The sequence below is a fragment of the Sphingobacterium corticis genome (assembly GCF_042684745.1).
Classification (GTDB): Bacteria; Bacteroidota; Bacteroidia; order Sphingobacteriales; family Sphingobacteriaceae; genus Sphingobacterium; species Sphingobacterium corticis.
Map to the genome: position 1 here is coordinate 1,011,172 of NZ_JBHUMA010000006.1, position 18,791 is coordinate 1,029,962.

The following is an 18,791-nucleotide window of genomic DNA, read 5'->3' on the forward strand; positions in this document are numbered from 1 at the left end:
CGTGATTATTTATTTTGGTTATATAACCCGCGAACGGCTATTTTGTTGGTAATTTAAGGACGAGAATTCCCAATTTTACTTATCTTCGACAACCAACGGACGCTTAAAAAATTAAATTTAATTTATGTTCTTGCAGATCATCATTTTAGAATGGAAAAGTTTTTTTCGTGCGAAGCACTTCGGGCAAAGCTTAACATTGAAAATTTTGATGGGATTTGTTGGTCTGATGATCTTGTCCAGCTTATGGACTGCCGGAGCTGCTTTGTACGATCTATTGGAAGAACAATCAGATAGCAACCTTCCTATAAAAACGTTGAATCAATATCTATTATATTGGTATTTGACGGAAATGACGATTCGCTTTATGATGCAACAATTGCCCATATTGAACAGCAAGCCCTTACTGATACTGCCTGTACGTAGAACAGCAATTTCGCATTACATCCTGACGAAGAGTTTTTTTTCGTACTATAATTTGTTGACACCAATTTTGTTCGTGCCTTTTGCGGCAGCCTGTGTTAAAGAACAAGACTTCAGCTGGTTTGGAATTTCCGCCTGGCTGGCGGGAATCATTTTGACGTCCACCGCTGTACATTATTTGAATTTCCTCATTCAACAAAAACTAACGCAAACTTGGAAATGGACTGTTGGAGTTTTGATCGGGGTTCTGGCAATAGCTGGCTTAGATTATGTAAACATACTTCCTGTCTCTTCGTGTTTCGGATTATTATTTGATCAGTTGTTGCAATCGCCGATTTGGCTTCTCGTCCCTATTTCGTTTATTATAGCAAGTTATGTGGCCTTATATCAAAATCTGCATAAACAACTGTATATCGATAAAAAATCAAGCGCTAAAAGACAGCAAGAAGTATCGCTTGATAATAATTTACTTTCCGTATTTGGAAAAACTGCTCCATTTCTACAACTGGATTTACGATTGATTTGGCGCAACAAACGGAGTAAATCCATGTTGATTACATCGGTAATCGCTTTGTTCTACGGCGTGATTTTCTATAAGGATGTTAATCAACCTTCTTTAACGATGACGATATTTGCCAGCACGTTTATGTCCGGCGCGTTTGCGATTAGTTTTGGGCAGCTTATCCCGGCTTGGGATAGCGCGTATTACCCGATCTTTCATACGCAGCCGTTTTCATTTAGCAACTATCTAAAAGCAAAATATATACTGCTATCAATCAGTATAATTTTAGCAAGTATTCTTTGCCTTCCGTATGTTTATGTCAGTCAAATAGATGTGCTTTGGACGAATTTGGCTACCATGCTTTTCAACGTGGGTGTAAATATACCGATGATGTTATATTTCGGAAGCTTTAATAAGAAGCGCTTGGAGTTAGACCAATCACAGCTATTTAATTATCAAGGCATGGGTGCATCTCAGTTTTTTGTCGCTTTACCTGCGCTGATTGTGCCAACCATTTTTTGGTTTATTTTCAAGACAATGTTCACGCCGACTATTGCATCCATCGCTTTAGGTTTTGTTGGTATTATCGGTATTGCATTTAATCCTTGGATGATCCAATCATTATCCAATAGATATCTTTTGCGTAGGCATATCATGATCGAAGGATTTAAACAGGTATCCAGTTAATAATTAAATTAGCATAATGATTAAAATTCGGGAATTACGAAAAACCTACGCCGGTAAAGATGTGCTTTATATCGACCATCTCGAGATTCGCAAGGGCGATTGCATTGGTCTTGTTGGTAATAACGGCGCTGGAAAAACGACTTTGTTTAGCTTGATTTTAGATTTAATTCCAGCATCTTCCGGAGCTGTTTATCACAAAGATATGTTAGCTACAGAATCGCACGAGTGGAAATCATGGACTGGATCCTATTTGGACGAAAATTTTATTATTGGATATCTTTTCCCGGAGGAATATTTCTATTTCGTCGGCAATCTTCGCGGTGTCAAAAAAGAGGAGGTTGATCAGCTGCTGGAAAAGTACACTTCTTTTTTCAATGGAGAAATTTTGAAAAAAAATACGTACATCCGTGATATGTCCAAAGGAAATCAGAAGAAGGTAGGTATAATCGCTACATTGATTGGAAACCCAGAATTGATTATTTGGGACGAACCGTTTGCGAATCTAGATCCGAGTACGCAAATTCGATTAAAACAGGTAATTCGTGATTTGAGTGCTGACGGAACAAAGACCTTACTCATTTCTAGTCACGACATTTTACATACGGTGGACGTATCTAGCCGGATTATTGCGCTACAAAAAGGCCAGTTGGTAAAAGATATGGAAACCTCACCCAAAACACTGATCGAACTGGAAGCATTTTTCTCCGCGTAAATAGCTAGTAAATAAACAAATAAGTGAGGTCAACTGATCATTCGTACACGATATCAGATCATCAAATTTGCAGCATCAGCGAATTGGATATTTTGTCGCACTATCAACTCAAGGAACAGCCAACTGCCATTGAGATTCGGCAGCTACGTGTTTCCAGCGTACAACTTAATCAAGTTGTATTTGAGCTGCCAACCGAGTTTGAAGCCCACATTCGCATACAACAATCTCATACGGATATTTTAATATCGCCATCGTTTACTATAGCCGATTCAAAATTATCAAAATGGGAATTTGCCTGTTTGCAAGCCGTTTTACAACGAAGGAGCTTACGCGCATTTTTCGACCCCATATTACGCCGCCAAATAATTCAACCATATGCCAAGCCATTTGGCCTGCAAAATGAGCATGACTTGGACACTTATTTCGACATCCAATATCATCAGGAAGAAATTATTGTTTTGGCACGAAACAAACAGATTTTGGCGGTAAACGAAGCGAACCCAAACGCAAGCGGAATTCCAATGCCGGCGGCTATCAATCAGGCAAATCTACCTACGGCAAACCTAACTACCATTTTGCTGATGTCAACACATCGATTTTACGGGAACATAAAATTCGAGATTATCGAGGCGGGAATGACACAATTGGGTAAACCAAAAGCGCCGTTCCAATCTCGAAATATTGCCATGCAACTTTGGAAAGGCCATGATGCTGCCATTGTAAAATTTTATGCTGCGTTGGCGCAGTTCGCTGATGCCTACGAGGAACGTGAAATGGATAGCGATTTACAGGCACTTCTGGCAATTCATCGAAATCCATCAAAAATTCCGTTCTATTTTCATGACAGGGAAATATCGGACAATATAACAGCAAAATCAATCAAGCCTTTACAGATGCAGATTGCTGATCTGGTTTTGGTAATTGAAGTGTTCAGGCGACAACCATTTTACGAAATAGTTGCGGTGATTCGTTGGCGAGGACAAATGATTCCAATCAAAAACATCCCCATTCGCCATCGCTATTTTTTGCAGAAAGAAAATGAACTAGAACTCATTGCCGACTCAGAATTGCTTTCGTTGATCGCCTATTTTCGTAAAAGTCCCGACCGCCTATTGATCCATGAAAGCAAATACCAATCTTTCGAACATAGCGTGTTGGAACCGCTAGAAAACTTGGTGGAAATTCATTATTCGTCCGTTCGTAAAGCCGAACCCGAAGAACAGCTAGCCGTCGATAATAATACGGAGAAACTACTTTACTTATCGCAACGTGGTGAATTTATATACCTTACTCCCGCTATGCGCTATGGCAACGCCGAAGTGCAATTGGCTAGCCGCAAGCAACTGAAAAATGTAGATGCCAATGGAAATATTTTCCATGTGCAACGCAATTGGCTGGCTGAAGATCAATTTAAATCCTTAATTACTCGGCAACATCCAAATTTCACGGAACAAGTACATGATCGCGATTTTTTCTATTTGCATAAAGATCGATTTTTGGAAAACAATTGGTTTCTTGTTGCTTTCGAAAACCTCAAGTTGGAACACATAAAACTTTTAGGTGTACAAAACCTACAGCCGGAAAAACGAAATCTTTTCGCTCCGAAAATCGACATTAAGGTATTAAGCGGAACCGATTGGTTTAATGCAGAATTAGATGTTTCTTACGGTGATCAACAGGTATCTGCAAAGCAACTTTATCGATCGATCAAAAATAAAAGTCGTTTTGTGCAACTTGACGACGGTAGTCAGGGTGTCTTACCAGAAGTTTGGCTTGAACGTTTAACGAAACTATTTTCGCTAGGTGATTTGGTTGCCGATAGCGTACATATTCCAAAAGTACGATTTACAGAGTTGTCGGAATTAGAAAATATCCACCTTGAGCCAGATGTTGATGAGGAAATCAAATCATTTGCAGAAACATTCCAAAATAGCGACGCGTCAATATATAGTAATCAGTTAACCGCGCTTAAAGCCGACTTACGCCCGTACCAACTCCAAGGATTACGTTGGCTATATCACTTGGATAAACTGAATTTTGGTGGATGTTTGGCTGATGATATGGGTTTGGGAAAAACCTTACAGATCATTGCGCTCTTTGTGTTGCAGCGATCCGAAGGCAGGAATGCGACCGCGCTCATTGTAGTCCCCACTTCTCTATTATTTAATTGGCAGCAAGAATTGGCGCGCTTCGCTCCTTCTTTGCGCGTACATACGTATTATGAAAGCGGCCGCAATCTACATCAGAAAGATTGGGATGATCAGGATATTTTATTAACCACCTACGGTGTGATGGTATCAGACCTCCCTAAGCTGAAGAAATTTCGATTCGACACGATTGTACTAGACGAAGCGCAAGCAATCAAAAATCCATCTTCTATTCGGCATAAATCGGCATTACAATTAACAAGCAGAAACCGATTTACATTAACTGGAACGCCGATTGAAAACAATACCTACGATTTATACAGTCAATTAGCATTTGCCAGTCCCGGACTTTTAGGAAACACAACGTACTTTCGAGATACCTATGCCACACCTATCGACCGATTTTCCAATGATAAACGCATGGAAACCTTGCGTAGATACACTTCGCCTTTTATACTACGAAGAACCAAAAAGCAAGTGATTGAAGAACTTCCAGAGAAAACAGAAATGCTGATCTATTGTGAACTAGGCGAAAAGCAACGTGCTATTTATGATACTTATGAAGCTGAAATCCGCAACTATGTAGAGGAACTGGATGAAGATGAATTTGAAAAGGATAGCATGAATGTTCTTGCAGGTTTAACGCGTTTACGTCAAATTGCCAACGCACCTGTACTATTAAAAGCTGGCTATTCAAGCGATATTTCCGCGAAGTTAGATGCGATGATGGAAAAGTTGAATGATATCGTTGGAGAACATAAAGTGTTGATTTTTTCGCAGTTTGTCGAGATGTTGCAACTGATTGAAGAGCGATTGAAAGCTCGCCAAATTGTTTATTCATTGCTGACCGGACGAACTAAAAATAGAGAGTCTGCTGTCTCGAATTTCCAAGAGCGCGACGATGTGCGTGTTTTCTTAGTTAGTTTAAAAGCTGGCGGTGTCGGACTTAATTTAACGGCTGCTGATTATGTCTTTTTAATGGATCCGTGGTGGAATCCCGCAGTCGAAAACCAAGCGATTGATCGAAGCTATAGAATAGGTCAAGAAAAGCATGTTTTTGCAGTTCGTTTCATCGCAATGAATACTGTAGAACAGAAAATGATGGACTTGCAACAGAAAAAACGTGATCTTGCTTCAGCTTTGGTAACACAGTCTGGAGTTTCAGGTAAATTGCCTTTGACTAAGTCCAATTTACTATCGTTATTTCAATAATTAGCAAAAAAACACTTTCCAACATCTCAAAAAAAAACCAGCCATTCAATAATCTGTTATATCGTCAGACCAATCTTTTAGAAAACGATATGGCAATCGATTTAACAGCGTGGGCATACAAAATGCCATCTTGGACTTGGAACACACTCATTATTCTATTTTCATTTATTGTCGGAATAATTATTCGATCTATCTTGGTGCCGATCGTGCGACAGCAAGGAAAATACGGAACATCCTATTCCATGATAAGATCAATCATTCGACACCTTAGTAAAATTGCCGCGATATTTATTCCTCTCCTAATATTTAATGCACTTTTACCAGTCACACGTTTCAACGCAAAAACGTTTTTGTATGTTGAAAAAGCGACGGAGATCTTGATCACTTTAGCATTTGCCGTTGTCGTTATGCGATTAATCCGAATATTCGAGGATTATTTGTACCATCGTTTTGATATTAATAAAGAGAATAATTTACGAGAACGTAAAATACGTACGCAGATTGTTTTCATTCGCAAATTATTGATTACGCTCATCGTTATCATAACCGTAGCAATCGTACTCCTTAGTTTTGAGAATATGCGTAAGATTGGGGCTGGATTACTAACCGGTGTAGGCGTTGGTGGTATTATTATCGGTTTTGCCGCCCAAAAGTCTTTAGGAAATTTATTAGCAGGATTGCAAATCGCCTTCACACAACCTATTCGTATGGATGATGTGCTGATCGTAGAAGGCGAATGGGGAAAAGTGGAAGAAATTAACCTTACCTACGTCGTTGTCAACATTTGGGATAAACGAAGGCTTGTGCTCCCCATCAACTACTTCATTGAAAAGCCATTTCAAAATTGGACTAGAAATACTGCCGAAATCTTAGGTACTGTATTTTTACAAGTCGATTTCACTATCCCAGTAGATAAACTTCGCCAAAAACTTACGGAACTATTGGAAAGCAATGTGCTATGGGATGGGAAAGTGAATGTGCTGCAGGTAACTGATTTTAAAGAGAAAACGATGGAGATTCGCTGTTTGATGAGTTGCCGAAACTCGGGCCAAGCGTTCGATTTACGTTGTTACGTCCGTGAAAACATGATTGCATACATCAACGAAAACTTCCCAATGGCGCTTAGCCAGACACGAGTGACTTTCAGTTCCGGAGATATAAAAGCGTGAAGTTTCTAAGTTGTAAAGAGATGTAGCTTCATGCTATCCGTTTTAGAAGAAACCCGATAGACAGGCAAAGCGCCTGACGACGAGATTCTTTGATGGCTTCTTGTATTAAAGTTTTTGATATAAAAGTGGTGGAAAACGACTAATTAAAACAAAATCGCCCAAAATTAATAAATGTAATTTTGGGCGATCACTTGTACATTATTGATTTACAAGTATTCTTGTGGAGGAGGATCTGGATGGCAGACTGTCCGACAACATGATGAGTCTCATCGCACAAGATTATTTGAACAAAATGAAAATAAAGAATACAGCACTAATTGTTGTCCGACATGAAGATAAAAAGCATCCTCACTGTCATCTCGTTTTTTCAAAGAATGGTTATGATAATCTCAAAATAAATGAAGACTACTCGAAAATACGTTCATTAAAAGCTGTCAGGGAGATTAATATCAAATATGGATTTACCAAAGGCAGGGAACAATCACCTTACACGGATAGTAAAAACAAATACTATCAAGTGAAAAAAGAGATCCGTTATTATTTGCAACAAGGTACTAGGAGCAGTAATGCTGGAAATGGCTGGAAAGATTTGACCCACTATCTCAATTCAAAAGGAATAAGTGTAGAATTTAAATTTAAGGGTGATTCCAAAGAAATTCAGGGGGTGTCTTTTGCGAAGGACGGTTTTAAATTTAAAGGGAGTGAAATCGGAAGAGAATTTTCTTTTTCAAAGATTGAACAATCCTTTGACACTGCGGTATCATCTGCTGTAAATACGGATGAAAAAGAAATTGATACAGGATACGAACCTAAGCAATCGGGATTTCTGCAACAATCATTTCACGGATTACTTAGCCTCGGTGGCTCGATAAATCCAGTGACAGTTGACGATGCCGCGAAAAGAAAACGTAAACGTAAAATATAAAAAGTAAAGAAATGGAACAGATAAAAGAAAAATTACTGCAAATAGAAACATCGGTAGATGCATTAGTACGTGACCTTGTCAAGATCGCCCCAATGATACATGAATCGAATCAAGATACAACAGAGTTAAACCAAAACCTCGTCAAAGGCTTGAATAAACTTCAAGAACTGATTCTTGAAAGAGAAATTCAACAAGAAAAGCTTTTGAATGCTTTAGAACCATATTTCTTGACAATCGAACAATACCAAAAAGTGGGAACAAATATTGAACAAATTGTCGACACCGCTGTTTCAAAATTAAACTCAACCCAATCTTCTCTTTTACAATCAGTAGGCAGTATTCCCAAGGAAACACTCCTCGTAAAAAAACACACATTAGATTACAAATCCCTTCCGCTAATATTAATATTCAGCCTCATGGCAACAGCTATCTCTTTCGGGCTAGGTCAATTTTGGGAGCAAAAGAAACAGCTTGTCGAGAAGCGATCATACGAAATTCGCTACCGCCTAATGGCTTTAGAAATGCCCGAATTTGTGTCTGGCGTCGATTCACTATTCAGTGAGAATAGTGAACGTTTTGAAGAAGTCGTTATGAAGCGCGAAGAAGAACAACGATTACTTCATTCAATTGAAAGGAAAAGATTAGATATCAAAAATTTGGACAACAAATAGTATGAATGATTCGGTCAAGCTTTAGACCGAATCATTCTTTAGGTAATTCTTTACTAAAACTTCATTCGGAATAGAAAAGACAGATGCCAAATTTAAATTCATATATCTCTTTTTTATTTCATCCATATAAAGAACAGTGACTCCTTGATATTGCTTTAGTTTTACCAAAGTTTTATCCGCAACGGATATTCGCGTGTTGGGTTCAAAACTGTATGGGTAAAAACAATAACATTTGTAATATATCCCGTTTGAATTGAGAAAATCAAGTATTTCTATAATGCAACTAGAACCAGTTTTCCCACCGAGTCCAAGAAAAAGTTCATAGCGATTTTCTTTACGGAAGTAAGTCGACAAATTTTGTTTGTCGTAGATATTTCTCTCTAACTCATTCAGCTCATCACTAAAATGTTGTAGATCTACAATTCTATCCAAATAAAAATATCGCTTGTCACTAAAAAAGTAATTGTGATGCTTGATGATGTATCCTCCCGATCCTCCAATTCCCATGTATACCGTTCTTATTAATGACATTTTATTTTGATTAATATTTCTGATTAAATATATTTTTGAAGAAATTATTTCCTCAACTGCTGTCTCAAATATTCGTCTATCATCTGGTCTCTATTTTTCATCTTTCTCTTCTTCTCTAGGCTTAAGAAAATCGCTCGAAGAAAAAGAGCCCAAGCTGCAAAAGCGATGAAGGCACCAACGAACATATTTCCATCACCAATCAACCCTTTCATCAACGAGAAGAAGCTGACTATATTCACCACAAAAAACCAAAATATCCATCTCATCGTATAAATATAGAAAATATTACTGATACATGTAGCGGTGTTTTTGAATTTTAACTTTCATTAATTGCATATATGGAAAGGAAGCCACATGCAACTGGTGTTGAAATTCATTTGATAGAAAGAGTCAAGCAATTGAGAGCTAAAAAGGGAATCTCTCAAGCCGAGCTGGCTTATTTTTTAGATGTATCAGCGGGCTTTATTGGTCATGTGGAAAGCTCTAAAGGCAGAGCTAAGTACAACTTAAATATGCTTGTCAAACTAAAACAAATCCTCGAATGTGAATACGAGGACTTGCTACCTTAGCAATTTGTTAGAGAATCCAACTGCTTTTACCGCTTCTTCTGTATTTCGATGCACATAACGGTTTGCCGCTTTGCAAAAGGCGGGGTTTTTCAGCAATTAACTTCATTGGTAGTAGAAAGCTTGAATTTAGAACTTCAATGTCGTAGAAGCCCCCGCGTTTTACAAACAGGATGTTATGTGCTGGGCTTTAAAAGTCTTTCGTATAATTTGAATATGGGAATCCGTTTACATAATATTCGATTTTGATTTGTCTACGAGTTATGCTTATTTCATAAAACACCCCTAATTTATATCCACATACGTATTGAGGTAGAACTTTACCGTCCACGGAATACGTTTCTGAGTTATTTGTTGGCTTGGTCAAAGCTCTAAGCCTTATTCTGTCTTTATTTTTTTCAGTCAAAGGATGAGTATCCCTTTTCATTTCAATTGCGATTAGATTATCCAAGTCAGCTACTTGTCCACGGCTATGTATTATCAAGTCACACGTAACATCAGTAACTTGCATATTGTCATCAATAATTGTCTTGATTTGTCCGTCAAAATTTCGGTTGTACTCTATATCGGAAAAGTATCGAGCAAAGTCTGTCGTGTCTATAATTCTTCGCAAGATTAGCATAAATGAACCACAAAGGCATCGTTCGCTTACGCCACTCAAAATTAAATCCGTTTCGTTTGCGACAAATTGTTCACTACTCTCAATAAAGATTTGCATTAATCTTGCAACCATATGTGTTGATTTTTTGTGTTAGCCTTGCAGCTAACGGTCAGTTGGTATCACAAAATAGCTGCGCTTTCGTATCTTCTATACAAGCTGCGCTACGTCGCAAAATTGCACGACCATTAGCAGAAGTTATTTTAGCAATTTATTTATATCATTAAATAGTTTTTCAAAATTAGAAATTGTGTCTAAACTCAGATCTTCAAACTTCAAGCAACCTTTCGATAACTCCAATGCAGGTTGGTAATGATTGAAGCGTTTAATTCCCAAATGTTTATTGATTTGTAAGAGTGTTGGTTTTAAATTGCTATCCAAATCAGTCAAACTAATGTCTGAATGTTCAGTAAAAGCTTTATTAAATAGTTTTAGATAATCTTCTTTATTGAATAAATCTTCAATATCTGCTTGTGAATAATCAATGAGATATTCGTTAAAAAATCTAACTTTATTTTTATGAATTAGTTTTTGATTAATAATATTTTCAAACTTTGCTCGACCTTTTGGATCAGTAAAAGAATCCAATAGACAAGCAATTTCTAATTTACTACCCCTTAATAATGAGATAAAAGTCGAGACTTTTTCTAGTCCACCAGTTGGTACTAATGTTATTTCTTGGTCTATATATTCTTTACCATTTTGTTCAAATAAAGATGAAATTGAAGTTAAAAATACTAAATCAGAAACTCCTTCAATTAGTAAATTTTTCTTGCCAATAAAGAGATTTTGTGCTATATCATATCCCAAAGCTGCTTGTAAAGGAAATAATGTATTTGGATCTTTCTCTTGTATACTGTCTGATATTCTTGATCCTTTCTCTGTTTCTAAAACAGTTCTAACTCTTTCGAGTTTATCAGTTGGAATTGAAAATGGTGAATGTGTTGTATAGATAATTTGGTAATTTTCGGATAAATCTTCTAAAAATCTAAGCATATCACTTTGAGCAGATGCATGTAAATTTAATCCTGGTTCATCTAAAAGTAAAATATATTTTGAATTATTATCCTCTTGTATTTTCTTGAACCATACTAAAAATGAAAAAAACCAATTAAATCCTTTGCTTCGATTTTTTAGTGGCAATGACACCCTAGTTCTTTGATTTTTTACACGAATATCTAATATGTGTTCAACAATATTTACTTCAATAATTTCTTCGTGATTGTAATGGTCTTTCGCCTTTCTAGTAACTTTTTCTTCTTTAGCTTCTATTTTAAACTCAATTGAAAGGTTATCATTTGTAGACCAATATTTAAATAGCTCGTCACTGATAATTGCTTCAGTTGCTTCTAGTTCCGCTATATAATCTTCAAAATCCTTAGCTTCAAGAATTTCTTCTGGATCTAAGTCAGCCAACTCTAGTAAAGCTTTGGCAGTTTTCATTTCTTCTACATCAATATCTTCCTTAATCATGTTTTCGATTATTATTCTTGATGGCAATGAATAATATTCATCGTAATACAAAAATTTAGGGAGATTTGGTGAGAGAATTTTGTTAGCAATATATTCTTCAATAGGGTTACTCCAATTATTGCTATTTTTAAAATATTTTCTTAACGTTTCTAAATTTGTAAGTATTGTATCGTCTTTATACTCTGCAATTAGTTTATCAAAGTCTACATTGTTTTTTACTTTTAATAGTTTATCAACTATTGTTTTGCTATAAAAATTTAATTTTTTTGTTATAAATTCAAGAAATTTAGATAAGTCCGCATCAACCCCAGAAAAATTTCTCTTATTATCATATTTGGTAGTTATTGAAAAATCAATATTCTTTAAAACGTCTATACCAAATTCTTTTTCAATTTTAATTACTGTTTCTGAATCAACTGTATAATAACAAGTTATTGCTTTTGGATTCTCACCTGATTTGTCAATAGATTTCTTTTCACGTCTGGGATAATCGTGAGTAACGTTGAATTTGAATTTTTTATCTTCTTGGAAATATCTAGTTTTTGCGATTGATTCAAGTACAGAAGTTTTACCTGATTCATTCATTCCAACTAAAATAGTAATGTCATCTCGTACTTCAAACTCTTGGTCACTTTCGAAACTTTTGTACTTATGTACAATGACCTTTTTTAATTTCATATTTAGTAGTAGTTTGGTTAATAATTTCTGCTAACGTTTTGGGTATTGCCGAAGGCGGGAATTTTTAGCACAAAAGTTCAATAGAATTACTAATGTTGAACCTTGCACGAATGTACAATCGAAGCCGTTCAGACCCGCTTTTGGCAACATCTTGTTAGGCACAGTTTTTTTTAATTTTCACAGAAAGCATTTATTCCCATCTTTCCAATTATTGATAGCATAATAGCAACGACAGGAGCCAACAAGGTGGCAGCAAAGCCCAAAGTTGCTCCTAAAGCAGCAGATATTATTGAAATCCAAATTGCCTTAGAAATAGGTGATTCTATATTAAGCTTTTCGCGTTCTTCCTCATAGTCAGGGTGATTACAAACGAACTTTTTAAACTCAGTTTTAAATTTGTCTAGAAATGGTTTACTATCATTTGTTTGAATGCCGCCAAATGGTACATTATCTTTAGGTCCATTTGCAGAAAGCCATTTTCCCATAGCTTCTTCTTCTCCAAATTCATCTACCAACTGCTCAATTGATTTTTTTTGGTATGCCTTTAATTCCGATAACCAATCTTCTAAGCTTATATCTTGTATACCTTCCATTACAACATGTCGTTTATGTATTCTGCAGAAATACAGTGAGTTGTTTGATGTAATTCTTGTGGGTTGATACCTCCAAGAGAGATTCCCCCTCCTTGGTTAGGAGCATACGCGCCAACTAGTATCCCAATTACCTTTCCAAGTTTAGGAGAGAAAACAATTCCCCCCGACTGTCCTGGTCTTGCCTGTGTATTTATCACAGCATGTTTTGATTTAATTGAATTAGATTCTAACAAAACTTTTGCTCCGATTTCTGTTTCTTGAAAAGTCAGTACTCTCCTTCCTGCAACACAATGCGGATATCCGAAAATGCCTACTTTTTCTCCAACATTAACTTCATCAAAAGAGCCTAATTGAGGTAACGTTCCTGAAAATGTAATATCAGCTTTTAAAACACATAAATCCTTAATTGGATCCATTTCCAATACATTAGTTTGAATTGGTTGGCACCTAGTGTCAGATGTATCTTGATAAGAATTAATGTCAGTAATGTGTGGAGCAAGAATAACTAAATTTGAAGGGTCAGAACCTACAACATGCTTAGTAGTTACAATTTTTCCATCATTTGAAATGATAAAGCCAGTTCCTAACATGCTGACTCCATTTGGTGTTATCTTTCCAACAACAACGACTATTTGTGTAAATAAATTCATGGTCTTAGTTTAATTTTGCCTAACTACCTTTTCAACGAAACGCGATTTCGTCAATTATTCTCTATCGGTGCATTTCGCTAATCAAGTTTATAAAAATAGTAATTTTCAGTATATTAGTTCGATATGATCTTAAATTAGCAGAATTTTCTACTTTAGAACACTCCTAAATTCGGGGAGAGGTCAGTAGCTAGCTAAGGGAAGATTACAATTGATATTTTTACATTTTCTGACTTCGGTACTCCCACTCCGATGTTTGTTTAAGAAAATTTAGTAGACTGTCTTGATGGAATTATTGCTTTAAGCCTGTTTATTCTACTTTGTCCGCATATTTGGCAGGGCTATTAAGCGGATAGATTTTGACAATGGTTGTTTTTATCTCACAATAATCGAAAACTTCTTTAGCAATGATAAGAGTCATTAAAGCTTGAAATGAATCGTACATATGTCTATAAGTTCGAGGCAATAATATCTAATTATTTTTTTAGCACGCTCCACAGCTTTTAAACGTTATCCTCTACTAACACGTTTCAAGGCAAAACCAGAATAATAAAAAAACAAAAACACCCAAAATTATCGGGTGTAATTTTGGGTGTAAAACTTGTAAATTATTGATTTAAAGGTTTTTTTGTGGAGCCGGAGGGATTCGAACCCTCGTCCAAACATAGTATGATTTACGCTTTCTACATGCTTAGCTTCTCTTTAATTGTCGGGAACATAAAAGGTGAGTCGCTTACCTATATCATGCTCCTTAGTTACTGTTTCTCATCAATGCTTAGTAACATCACATTGACCAGTTCTATCGTTCGATGCCCCTGATGTTAAACCAAAGAACAGGATCTAACGGGACAAATAGCTATGCTAAGTCTAACTTAGGCAGCTAAGGCGTAGTTTTCTTCGCCAGTTGTAAAGTTGAAAGTTCAGATTATAGTGCTAGACTAACAATGCACTGCATGCTTACATAACCATCGCTACCCTGTCAATTCCGGTCGACCCCAAAATAATTTGGTTCGCGATAATCACGAGATTACGAAGATAATAAAATTATCGGAAATAATTCATGCTTAGTTTTCGCGAAAATGCTTCATGTTCTTTGGCAAATTCTCCGAAGTCCACTCAATATGCTTGCTAAATTCTTCCGCTCGAATAGGACAATCTTTCATCGTACAATAGTGACAACATTCAGGCATACATGGATCAGCGTGTATAAAAAGCTCCGTCGACATATCAAGTTGATTATTCAAATTATCCTCGAAATCTGATATGACATCGTGTACTTTCGTTAGCGTATAATATTTAGGAAGTGTAAGGTGGCAATCCACATGCAGTTCACGTCCATAGCGTTGTATCCGCATATTATGCACATCAATCCAATCATGTTTACGCGTTTTTCCAAGTACATCAACCACTTCCTGAAGTACGGCTTCATCCGATTCATCCATCAATCCACTGATGGATTTTCTAAGCATCTTGTAACCACTCCATAAAATGTAAATGCCAAGCCCTGCAGATAATGCGGTATCAATCCAAGACATCTTCGTTACCTTCATTAAATATAATCCAGCAATCAGGCCAATTGAGCTTATCGCATCAATTTGCAGATGTTTTCCATCCGCTTCAATAGTTAGCGATCGAAGTTGAGATCCTCTCCTCTTCAGGTACTCTCCTACTCCAAAATTTATAATTGCAGTGGAAAGGATTAACCACAAACCTTCTTCGATATTGCTGATTTCTGAAGGATATAAAATGGCATAAATTGCTTTGATCAAAATAATTGACCCTGCAATAAAAATCAATCCACCCTCCACGAATATGGAAAAAAATTCTACCTTACCATGTCCATACGGATGATTCTGATCTTTCGGTCTGGCTGATAAATAGATACTGTATAGGGCAAAGGACGATGCCACGACGTTAACGATACTTTCGGCAGCATCAGAAAAAATGGCGTTAGAATCAGTCAGAAAATACGCCAAAAATTTCAGCAGCATCAATCCGATACCGGTCAATAACGACAATACGATCAACCGCTTTTCTCTCGACATTATCTTCTAATTTTTGGCAAAATTAGCCAAAATTTCTAGAATGGGATGCACAATGATTCTAGCACTTCAATATCGCCTTGAAACATGTTTAAATCCACAGGCGTTGAAATCCCATTTACCGTTCCTTTTTCGGAGAATTGCCAGAAATCCCAATGCTCTTTAGGAGATTCTATCCAAAAGTTGTAATTCGCGATCCATAGTACGTAATCAGAAAATTCTTTCTGCAAAAAATCGGTGTAATAGCTGTCACCAGAGTAAAGAATTGGCTTGACCTTGTAATGTTTTTCTACCCTGTCTAACCAACGTTTCAATCCTTTCTTCAATTCACTCAAGGATTGTCTTTTTGGTAGTTCCTCAATATCCAACACCGGAGGAAGATCACCAGCTTTAAGTCGGACACGTCGAATAAAATTATCGGCTTGCCGAATGGAGTTCTCATTCGGCCTATAGTAATGATAAGCACCCCTGATTTTTGAACGTCCGCGCGCCCCGTTCCAATTGTTTTCGAACTCACGATCTACGTTTCTCTCTCCCATGGTTGCTCGGACAAACACAAAATCCAAGGGAAACCGATCGTTGATCGTACTAATACTATCCCATTGTATCCGACTTTGGTAATGACTGACATCAATACCAAAAGCTTTTTCTTCATGTTTAGACATCAGGAAAATATTTCTCGCATCGTATTTCTTGTTGACCTCGATAGAAACGTCTTCGTCTTGAAACAATACTTTCACATAGTACTGAATTCCCGTACGGTAATGCCACAATGAAAATGCAAACAACAATAAAATCGGGATAAGAATACTCCATATCAAATATGGCGTTCGCTCCTGTTGCGTAGCAACGACCGACCGCTTTTTTCCTTTCCGAGATACTGCCATGAGGTTTCGAAATTAATGAAATTCAAAACGGTCAACAAGTATATCCTGATATTTACCATAGATGTTAATGATGAAATGAATTCAATTTAATAATGTCAACTACAGACATGCTATTAGCTAGCAATAACCATATAAAAATAATTCTATTCATTTTCAAGGCTATAAGAAATATGCTTTGGAGCTAATTCATAATTTTCTACCTTTGCAGCGGAGAGTTGGCAGAGTGGTCGAATGCGGCAGTCTTGAAAACTGTTGACTGTCACAGGTCCGGGGGTTCGAATCCCTCACTCTCCGCAGATAATTATATTGAAATACTATAAAATCCTGCAAATGAAACATTTGCAGGATTTTTTATTGGTACCAAAGCCATGAATTACGCATTATTTCGCATCAAAATGGTGTGTTATCTGGTGCGTTATTGGAGTAGAAAGAGTGACGCACCAGAATATTTGCAAAGATCTGTTAGTGAACAGGTTGCATCGATGAACATCTCGATTGAAATGTCTTGTAATCCTATTTTTATTCATACGGCAACATTTATTTTTAATCACTTGCAAAATAATCAAAAGCGAAGTGAGGAAATCACGAAAAACCGTAATGGAACAATAAAAAACATTTCGGCGTTAATTCACTTGAGATCCTATCTGAGTTCTTGTACGTGGCGAAATCAAAAAATACAAACCAGTTACAAAACCGTTCGAAATGCATCGTTTCAAAAGTAATGCATTACAAACAATAAATCATTGAAAACATTTCATTTTCAATGATTTATATTTATTTACTAATAAATAGTTTTATCCAGTAATGCCCAACTACTTGCCGATACAAAACTTCCCGAAAATAGTACCTAGAATATCACGATCGACATCTACCTGTCCGGTAATCGTTCCGATGTGTCGAAGCGCATCGCGGAGATGAGAAGCCAAAAGATCGCCGGAGATCCCTAAGTCAAAACCACGGTCTACATCCTCCATCGATTGCAGCGCTTGCTTCAAAGCTTCAACATGGCGGATGTTGGTAATCACTTGTTGATCGTCGGATACCATGCCACGGATTTGCAAAACTAAGGAATTTGTTAGCGCCGCTACCGAGTTAGCATCTTTTGCGCTAATGGCGATAATTTCAGCAACATATCCCGGTTCAAAAAGTTCTTCTCGTATACGATCATCCATTTCATTCGGAAAATGCCCACCTTCCAAATCAATCTTATTGCGAACTAAAATAGCGGTTAATCCTTCACGTCGGAACGATTTAACTTGTTCGATTACTTCGTCAGCGGTGTTATTTTGCGCGTCGTACAAATAAAGCAAAATCTTGGCTGCAGCAACCTTTTCTTTTGCGCGCGCCACGCCGATTGCTTCAATAGCGTCATCTGTATCACGCAATCCGGCTGTATCAATAAATCGAAAGGTAACACCTTCGATGGTGATCGCTTCCTCAATCGTATCACGAGTGGTACCGGCAATATCGCTAACTATAGCACGCTCCTCGTTCAACAATGCGTTCAACAACGTCGATTTTCCAGCATTAGGTTTACCTATGATCGCAACAGGAACACCATGTTTAATAGCATTTCCATACTCAAAAGAAGCAATTAGCTTTGTCAAATGAGCTTTTAAAGTAGTGCTCAATTGCATAAATTCGGAACGATCGGCAAATTCCACATCTTCCTCACCGAAATCAAGCTCTAGCTCCAATAAGGCGGTAAAGTTGATTAACTGCTCCCGCATCCCTTGCAACTCGCTGCTAATACCGCCACGCATTTGGTTCATGGCGATCTCGTGCGAAGCCTTATTCTCCGACGCGATCAAATCAGCAACTGCTTCCGCTTGAGAAAGATCCAATCCGCCATTTAAAAAAGCACGTAAGGTAAACTCGCCAGCTTTCGCAGCCCGCGCTCCATGACGAATTAATAAGCTAATAACTTGATCAATGATGTATTTGGAGTTATGCGTCGATATCTCTACTACATGCTCTTTTGTATAGGAATTTGGACCTTTAAACAATGATATCAATACCTCATCGACGATAACTTCTTCATCTCGAATCGTACCGAAATGTAAGGTATGTGTTTCCTGCTTTAGCAAATCTTTCCCTTTGAAAACGGCATTGGCAATATCAATGGCCCGATCACCAGACAGGCGAATTACAGCAATTGCGCCCGTCGTTCCAGAGGAAGTAGCTAACGCCACGATTGTGTCCGAGGATATGAGGTCTGAGGTTGATATCATGCGGCAAAATTAAGGAAATAAAGTGAATACAATGCCGATG

At 37.2% G+C, this 18,791-nt stretch carries 16 protein-coding genes, 1 tRNA gene and 1 other RNA gene; 8 read left to right on the forward strand and 10 right to left on the reverse strand.

Going from position 1 to position 18,791, the window contains the following annotated elements; all coding sequences use genetic code 11:
* The first annotated feature begins 124 nt into the window (after positions 1-124).
* The 6 genes from ACFSQ3_RS10360 (at position 125) to ACFSQ3_RS10385 (ending at position 8,445) form a co-directional block, all read left to right on the forward strand.
* Positions 125-1,609 carry a DUF5687 family protein gene (locus tag ACFSQ3_RS10360; RefSeq protein WP_380869475.1) on the forward strand — a complete coding sequence of 495 codons (1,485 nt, stop codon included), beginning with the start codon at positions 125-127 and terminating at the stop codon, positions 1,607-1,609.
* A 16-nt stretch (positions 1,610-1,625) separates the two neighbouring features.
* Positions 1,626-2,321 (forward strand): ATP-binding cassette domain-containing protein, encoded by a 696-nt coding sequence (locus ACFSQ3_RS10365; protein WP_380869476.1) that lies wholly within the window; start codon positions 1,626-1,628, stop codon positions 2,319-2,321.
* 23 nt (positions 2,322-2,344) lie between these two features.
* Complete coding sequence (locus tag ACFSQ3_RS10370) at positions 2,345-5,680, forward strand: DEAD/DEAH box helicase (protein WP_380869477.1); 3,336 nt, start codon at positions 2,345-2,347, stop codon at positions 5,678-5,680.
* A gap of 89 nt (positions 5,681-5,769) precedes the next feature.
* Positions 5,770-6,849, forward strand: a complete 1,080-nt coding sequence (locus ACFSQ3_RS10375) for a mechanosensitive ion channel family protein (RefSeq protein ID WP_380869478.1) — start codon at positions 5,770-5,772, stop codon at positions 6,847-6,849.
* Positions 6,850-7,069: 220 nt separating this feature from the next.
* Positions 7,070-7,774, forward strand: coding sequence for a relaxase/mobilization nuclease domain-containing protein (locus tag ACFSQ3_RS10380; RefSeq protein ID WP_380869479.1), 705 nt, complete (start codon positions 7,070-7,072; stop codon positions 7,772-7,774).
* Between the two features lie 11 nt (positions 7,775-7,785).
* Positions 7,786-8,445, forward strand: coding sequence for a hypothetical protein (locus ACFSQ3_RS10385; protein WP_380869480.1), 660 nt, complete (start codon positions 7,786-7,788; stop codon positions 8,443-8,445).
* 21 nt (positions 8,446-8,466) lie between these two features.
* Here ACFSQ3_RS10385 and ACFSQ3_RS10390 read toward each other — a convergent pair whose 3' ends face one another.
* Both ACFSQ3_RS10390 and ACFSQ3_RS10395 read right to left on the reverse strand, forming a co-directional pair.
* Complete coding sequence (locus ACFSQ3_RS10390) at positions 8,467-8,976, reverse strand: hypothetical protein (protein ID WP_380869481.1); 510 nt, start codon at positions 8,974-8,976, stop codon at positions 8,467-8,469.
* Between the two features lie 44 nt (positions 8,977-9,020).
* Complete coding sequence (locus ACFSQ3_RS10395; RefSeq protein WP_380869482.1) at positions 9,021-9,242, reverse strand: hypothetical protein; 222 nt, start codon at positions 9,240-9,242, stop codon at positions 9,021-9,023.
* Between the two features lie 72 nt (positions 9,243-9,314).
* Between ACFSQ3_RS10395 and ACFSQ3_RS10400 the strand changes: the two genes are divergently transcribed.
* A complete protein-coding gene (locus ACFSQ3_RS10400) occupies positions 9,315-9,545 on the forward strand; it encodes a helix-turn-helix domain-containing protein (protein WP_380869483.1) in 231 nt (76 codons plus the stop codon).
* A 187-nt stretch (positions 9,546-9,732) separates the two neighbouring features.
* On the opposite strand, the gene ACFSQ3_RS10405 is transcribed toward ACFSQ3_RS10400, so the two are convergent.
* The 7 genes from ACFSQ3_RS10405 to ACFSQ3_RS10435 all read right to left on the reverse strand — a co-directional run bounded on the left by ACFSQ3_RS10405 (position 9,733) and on the right by ACFSQ3_RS10435 (position 16,520).
* Entirely contained in the window at positions 9,733-10,275 is a 543-nt protein-coding gene (locus ACFSQ3_RS10405; RefSeq protein WP_380869484.1) for a hypothetical protein, read from the reverse strand.
* Positions 10,276-10,398: 123 nt separating this feature from the next.
* The gene (locus tag ACFSQ3_RS10410; RefSeq protein WP_380869485.1) at positions 10,399-12,351 is read right to left on the reverse strand and encodes an AAA family ATPase; all 1,953 of its coding nucleotides are present in this window, start codon (positions 12,349-12,351) and stop codon (positions 10,399-10,401) included.
* A 170-nt stretch (positions 12,352-12,521) separates the two neighbouring features.
* Positions 12,522-12,944 (reverse strand): hypothetical protein, encoded by a 423-nt coding sequence (locus ACFSQ3_RS10415; protein WP_380869486.1) that lies wholly within the window; start codon positions 12,942-12,944, stop codon positions 12,522-12,524.
* Positions 12,944-13,594: a S1 family peptidase gene (locus ACFSQ3_RS10420; protein WP_380869487.1), complete on the reverse strand. Its 651-nt coding sequence runs from the start codon at positions 13,592-13,594 to the stop codon at positions 12,944-12,946. Before ACFSQ3_RS10420 ends, ACFSQ3_RS10415 begins: the two co-directional genes overlap by 1 nt.
* Positions 13,595-14,219: 625 nt before the next feature.
* Positions 14,220-14,588: a transfer-messenger RNA gene (gene ssrA / locus ACFSQ3_RS10425) on the reverse strand.
* Positions 14,589-14,655: 67 nt separating this feature from the next.
* Positions 14,656-15,636 carry a cation diffusion facilitator family transporter gene (locus ACFSQ3_RS10430; RefSeq protein WP_380869488.1) on the reverse strand — a complete coding sequence of 327 codons (981 nt, stop codon included), beginning with the start codon at positions 15,634-15,636 and terminating at the stop codon, positions 14,656-14,658.
* A 35-nt stretch (positions 15,637-15,671) separates the two neighbouring features.
* Positions 15,672-16,520, reverse strand: coding sequence for a glycoside hydrolase family 25 protein (locus ACFSQ3_RS10435; RefSeq protein WP_380869489.1), 849 nt, complete (start codon positions 16,518-16,520; stop codon positions 15,672-15,674).
* 209 nt (positions 16,521-16,729) lie between these two features.
* Here ACFSQ3_RS10435 and ACFSQ3_RS10440 point away from each other — a divergent pair.
* Positions 16,730-16,814, forward strand: a tRNA-Ser gene (locus ACFSQ3_RS10440).
* Between the two features lie 518 nt (positions 16,815-17,332).
* On the opposite strand, the gene mnmE is transcribed toward ACFSQ3_RS10440, so the two are convergent.
* A complete protein-coding gene (gene mnmE / locus ACFSQ3_RS10445) occupies positions 17,333-18,751 on the reverse strand; it encodes a tRNA uridine-5-carboxymethylaminomethyl(34) synthesis GTPase MnmE (protein ID WP_380869490.1) in 1,419 nt (472 codons plus the stop codon).
* Positions 18,752-18,791 lie beyond the last annotated feature (40 nt).

What these genes read in the sequence shown, in the direction of transcription:
- ACFSQ3_RS10415 (WP_380869486.1), bottom strand. Translation starts at nt 12,944, where the DNA reads ATGGAAGGTATACAAGATATAAGCTTAGAAGATTGGTTATCGGAATTA.
- ACFSQ3_RS10430 (WP_380869488.1), bottom strand. Translation starts at nt 15,636, where the DNA reads ATGTCGAGAGAAAAGCGGTTGATCGTATTGTCGTTATTGACCGGTATC.
- ACFSQ3_RS10410 (WP_380869485.1), bottom strand. Translation starts at nt 12,351, where the DNA reads ATGAAATTAAAAAAGGTCATTGTACATAAGTACAAAAGTTTCGAAAGT.
- ACFSQ3_RS10385 (WP_380869480.1), top strand. Translation starts at nt 7,786, where the DNA reads ATGGAACAGATAAAAGAAAAATTACTGCAAATAGAAACATCGGTAGAT.
- mnmE (WP_380869490.1), bottom strand. Translation starts at nt 18,751, where the DNA reads ATGATATCAACCTCAGACCTCATATCCTCGGACACAATCGTGGCGTTA.
- ACFSQ3_RS10390 (WP_380869481.1), bottom strand. Translation starts at nt 8,976, where the DNA reads ATGTCATTAATAAGAACGGTATACATGGGAATTGGAGGATCGGGAGGA.
- ACFSQ3_RS10365 (WP_380869476.1), top strand. Translation starts at nt 1,626, where the DNA reads ATGATTAAAATTCGGGAATTACGAAAAACCTACGCCGGTAAAGATGTG.
- ACFSQ3_RS10405 (WP_380869484.1), bottom strand. Translation starts at nt 10,275, where the DNA reads ATGGTTGCAAGATTAATGCAAATCTTTATTGAGAGTAGTGAACAATTT.
- ACFSQ3_RS10420 (WP_380869487.1), bottom strand. Translation starts at nt 13,594, where the DNA reads ATGAATTTATTTACACAAATAGTCGTTGTTGTTGGAAAGATAACACCA.
- ACFSQ3_RS10375 (WP_380869478.1), top strand. Translation starts at nt 5,770, where the DNA reads ATGGCAATCGATTTAACAGCGTGGGCATACAAAATGCCATCTTGGACT.
- ACFSQ3_RS10360 (WP_380869475.1), top strand. Translation starts at nt 125, where the DNA reads ATGTTCTTGCAGATCATCATTTTAGAATGGAAAAGTTTTTTTCGTGCG.
- ACFSQ3_RS10435 (WP_380869489.1), bottom strand. Translation starts at nt 16,520, where the DNA reads ATGGCAGTATCTCGGAAAGGAAAAAAGCGGTCGGTCGTTGCTACGCAA.
- ACFSQ3_RS10400 (WP_380869483.1), top strand. Translation starts at nt 9,315, where the DNA reads ATGGAAAGGAAGCCACATGCAACTGGTGTTGAAATTCATTTGATAGAA.
- ACFSQ3_RS10395 (WP_380869482.1), bottom strand. Translation starts at nt 9,242, where the DNA reads ATGAGATGGATATTTTGGTTTTTTGTGGTGAATATAGTCAGCTTCTTC.